At 73.6% G+C, this 4,264-nt stretch carries 4 protein-coding genes and 1 pseudogene; 3 read left to right on the top strand and 2 right to left on the bottom strand.

Annotated elements, in window-relative coordinates; translation table 11 throughout:
- Window positions 1–596 (top strand): annotated as a pseudogene (locus G5C65_RS32250) (hypothetical protein); the annotation flags it as partial.
- 75 nt (window positions 597–671) lie between these two features.
- Here G5C65_RS32250 and holA read toward each other — a convergent pair.
- On the bottom strand, window positions 672–1,670 hold the full coding sequence (gene holA / locus G5C65_RS32245) for a DNA polymerase III subunit delta (RefSeq protein ID WP_241266214.1): 999 nt from the start codon (window positions 1,668–1,670) through the stop codon (window positions 672–674).
- A gap of 40 nt (window positions 1,671–1,710) precedes the next feature.
- Here holA and G5C65_RS32240 point away from each other — a divergent pair, with 40 nt between their 5' ends.
- Together G5C65_RS32240 and G5C65_RS32235 are read left to right on the top strand one after the other, a co-directional pair.
- Entirely contained in the window at window positions 1,711–1,956 is a 246-nt protein-coding gene (locus G5C65_RS32240; RefSeq protein WP_165302589.1) for a hypothetical protein, read from the top strand.
- Between the two features lie 154 nt (window positions 1,957–2,110).
- Window positions 2,111–3,670, top strand: coding sequence for a PstS family phosphate ABC transporter substrate-binding protein (locus G5C65_RS32235; protein WP_165302588.1), 1,560 nt, complete (start codon window positions 2,111–2,113; stop codon window positions 3,668–3,670).
- Here G5C65_RS32235 and G5C65_RS32230 read toward each other — a convergent pair.
- Window positions 3,667–4,264, bottom strand: a 598-nt coding sequence (locus G5C65_RS32230; protein ID WP_420903383.1) for a ComEC/Rec2 family competence protein, incomplete at its 5' end; no start/stop codon positions are given. The genes G5C65_RS32235 and G5C65_RS32230 overlap by 4 nt on opposite strands.

Genomic DNA, 4,264 nt, shown 5'->3' with positions numbered 1-4,264 from the left:
TCTGGGCGGGGGCGCTCTTGGCGACCGACGGCTTCGAACAGAGCGGCGGCGGGGGCGGCAGCGGCGCGGCGGACCTCGCCGGATACGCCTACCGCGGCGACATGTGCGACGCCTTCGACCGCTCGTCCGTCGCGGCGCGCTACTCGGAGGAGAGCGGCGACCCCACCCAGTACGCGTCGCAGGACCCCGCGCTCGCCTCCTCGTACTGCAGCGTGACCATGAAGACCTCGGGCGATCGCTACAACCGCACCTATGTGAGCTTCACCGGGATGTGGCACAAGAAGACCGACCCGGAGCCGGAGTTCGCGCCCCGTGCGCAGGCGTACACCGACCGGAGCGACGACACCTCGTCCTACCGGACCACCCAGCTCGGCGGACTCGGCGACCAGGCGTTTCTGATCGTGGACAAGACACGGGGCGGCAGCACCGTGCGCTGGATGCGGCTCGCGGTGCGGGACGGGTGGTTCGAGGCGAGCCTGGAGTGGAGCAACTACGCCTCCGCGTCGAGCGACTCGGCAGCGCCGGGCGAGCCGGAGCTGCGCAGGATGCTCACGGCTGACATGAAGTCCACGCTGGCGGCCCTGCGGAAAGGCTAGGGGCCTGAGGGTGCCCTGCGGATCTTGCCGGGTCGGACCGAGAAGACCGCACCGGCACCCCGCGCCGCCGGGGCGTCAGCTCCTCCCCCGCGCGGCGCCGGCGATGGTGACGACGGCCCGCTCCAGCGCGTACTCCGGATCGGTTCCGGCGCCCTTCACCGCCGCGTCGGCCTCCGCCACGGCGCGCAGCGCCACCGACACGCCGTCGGCCGACCAGCCCCGCATCTGCTGCCGCACCCGGTCGATCTTCCAGGGCGGCATCCCCAGCTCCCGCGCGAGATCGCCGGGGCGCGCCCCGCGCGGCGCCGACGCCAGCTTGCCGATGGAGCGGACGCCCTGGGCCAGCGCACTGGTGATCAGCACCGGTGCGACGCCCGTCGCCAGCGCCCAGCGCAGCGTCTCCAGCGCCTCGGCCGCCCGGCCCTCCACCGCCCGGTCCGCGACGGTGAAGCTGGACGCCTCGGCGCGGCCGGTGTAGTACCGCCCGACCACCGCGTCGTCGATCGTGCCCTCCACGTCGGCGGTGAGCTGGGCGCAGGCCGAGGCCAGCTCGCGAAGATCGCTGCCGATGGCGTCGACCAGCGCCTGGCACGCCTCCGGCGTCGCCGAGCGGCCCAGCCCGCGGAACTCGCCGCGCACAAAGGAGAGCCGGTCGGCGGGCCTGGTCAGCTTCGGGCACTCCACCTCGCGCGCGCCCGCCTTGCGGGCCGCATCCAGCAGGGCCTTGCCCTTGCCTGCGCCCGCGTGCACCAGGACCAGGGTGATCTCCTCGGCGGGGGCCGCCAGATACGCCTTGACGTCCTTGACCGAGTCCGCCGCGAGGTCCTGCGCGGCACGCACCACGACGACCTTGCGCTCGGCGAACAGCGAGGGGCTGGTCAGCTCGGCGAGGGTGCCGGGCTGGAGATCGGCGGAGGCCAGCTCCCGCACATCCGTGTCCGCGTCGGCGGCGCGGGCCGCGGCCACCACCTCCCGCACGGCGCGGTCGACCAGCAGCTCCTCCTGGCCCACCGCGAGGGTCACGGGAGCGAGCAGGTCCTGGTCCGGGGTCGTCTTCTTACGCGCAGCAGCCATCGCCATAAAGCATCGCACGCGCCGCTGACAGAATGCCGGGGTGAGCGATGTACGACATGTGCTGGTGCTCCCGGACCGCGAGGCGGCCGAGGAGGTGGCGGGCGAGCTGGAGGAGCTGCTGGGGCTCGCCGAGGAGCCGCAACTGGTGCGCGAGGCGCTGGCCGGCGAGGACGACGCGGAGGACGCGCAGTGGCTGGTGGTCCTGGAGGACCCGGACCAGCGGTACGACACCGGGCGGCTGGACGAGCTCGCCGCCGGGCACGAGGGGTGGCTGGAGCGGGAGTGAATCGTTCCGGGGACGGTCCGGGCACGGAGCGGTCACGTCCCGTCGACATCGGGGCGAACAGCCGCTGACAGCACAGGATTTGAGCACCAGTGCACCTGGGCGGCGCTTACCGTGACAGCCCCACCGGCCCCGGTCACCACCGCGCGAGGCTCTCATGGACTGGCTCAGCCCCGAGAACCTGCTGGCGGCACTCGGCGTGCTCGCCACCTTCGGCGTGCTCTGGTACGAGCGGCTCGTGCCCGGTCAGAAGCGGATCGGGTACCGCGTGCAGATGGACACCCGGATCGACGACGCGTCCGCCGCCGTCCACAACGGCCACCGGCTGCACCTGCTGCGCGGCGCCGACACCTCCCGCACCTCGCTGGTGCTGCTCCGGATCGAGAACGACGGCTTCCGCACCGTCACCGAGAACGACTACATCACCACCCGCGACGGCGAACACGCCGGGCTGTCCGCCACCTTCCCCGGCCGCACGGTCATCGACGTGGACGTCACCGAGCCGAGCCATGAGACCCTGCGGCGGCACTTCGAACCCAGCCCCACCAACCCGGGGCTGCGCAGCTACCAGGACCGCATCGACATCCCCAAGGTCGCCCTCAACCGCGGCGAGCACTTCAAGCTGCTCGTCGTACTGACCGACGACGGCGGCAGCGGCAGCAGCGATGGCAGCGGTGACGGAGCGGAGACCCCCACCGTCAAGCCCCGGGTGAGCGGGCGCATCAGCGAGGGCCGGGTCCGCGAGAACCAGAAGAACCCCCGTCCCAGCAACCGCGTGCTCGGCCTCGTCATCGGGCTGGTGCTGCTCCTCGTCTTCGAACCGATCGTGATCAGGATCTGGGGCGACGACGCGCCCCCGCCCCGGGGCTGCGCCGAGGGCGCGCTGGCCGTCGTCGGCTCGACCGCGTTCGCACCGGTGATGCGCGACCTGGCCGCCGCGTACGAGGACGAGTGCCCCGGGGCGAGCATCACCGTGGACGCGCAGGGCAGCGGCGCCGGGATCCGGGAGCTCCAGCAGGCGGGCGAGGAGGCGAAGGGCCGCTTCCCGGCCCGGCTCGCCCTCTCCGACGGCCCGAAGCCCGACGGCCACCCCCGGCTCAAGGACCACCGCACCGCGCTCTCCGTCTTCGCGGTGGTGGTGAACGACGGCGTCGCGGCCCGCACGCTGGACCTGACCCGCGCGGACCTGCGCCGCGTCTACACAGGCGAGATCGACAACTGGCGCCGGCTCGGCGGGCCCGACCTGCCGGTGCGGCTGGTGAGCCGGACCGCGGGCTCCGGCACCCGCAGCGTGTTCCAGGGGCGGGTGCTGGACCGCCTGGAGCCCGCCTACTCCTCCCGCGACTGCCGGACGAAGGACTCTCCCGAGGCCCGCGTCATCCGCTGCGAGGTCGACTCCACGGACCAGGTGCTGCGGACCGTGCGCAAGGTGCCCGGCGCGATCGGCTACGCCGAGTGGCGCTCCGCCTCCCGCGCCGACGGCCTCCGGCTCGCCCGGCTCGACGGACACCGGCCGTCCCTCGACACCGTCCGCACCGGGGACTACCCGTTCTGGGAGCCCGAGCACGCGTACACCTACGGGGCACCGCCCACCAGTTCCCTCACCTCCAAGTTCCTCGACTATATGAACGGCGACTCCGGCCGGAACCTGATGGAGAAGCACGGTCACCTGCCCTGCGCTCCTCCGGAGAACCGCGCGGTCTGCGAAGGCGTCTAGTCAGACCGTGTCCGGCGGATCTTGCCGGTCGGGGCTGCCCCTTGCTGTTCGCCGCAGAGTGCGGGTGCTCGGTGGCTGGTCGCTCCCCAGGTTCTCGGCTTCGCTCGAACAGGGGGCGCCCGTGGGGGCGGGGAGCGCGGTGCGCCCGCCGTCCGCCGCTCCGGGTGCCAAGGGCCTCCGCGCTGCGGGACCACCGCCGGAGTGCCGTCCGGGCGCCGGGTCAGCGCCAGGGCGCCGTTGACGTCCGTGCGCGACACCACGGCCCCGGCGTCCCACAGCGCCCGCAGAGTGTCCGGCGCCGGATGGCCGTACGGGTTGTCCTCGCCCGCCGAGATGAGGGCGATGCGGGGACGCAGCCGGTCCAGCAGCGGGCCGTGCTGGAAGCGCGAGCCGTGATGGGCGACCTTGAGGGCGTCCACCCGGGACAGCCCCGGCCGCTCGCTCAGCAGCCGCCGCTGCGCCGCCGGTTCGATGTCCCCGGTCAGCAGCACGGTGAGGCCCGCCGTGCGGACGAGGAGGGTGACGCTGGCGTCGTTCGCGTCCCCGGCCACGGCACCGGGCGGGCCGCCCGGCGGCCAGAGCACCTCCCAGCGC

The organism is Streptomyces boncukensis (assembly GCF_011045075.1).
Taxonomy (GTDB): Bacteria; Actinomycetota; Actinomycetes; order Streptomycetales; family Streptomycetaceae; genus Streptomyces; species Streptomyces boncukensis.
The sequence above is the reverse complement of the archived record's forward strand: the minus strand, read 5'-3'. Positions and strand labels throughout refer to the sequence as shown.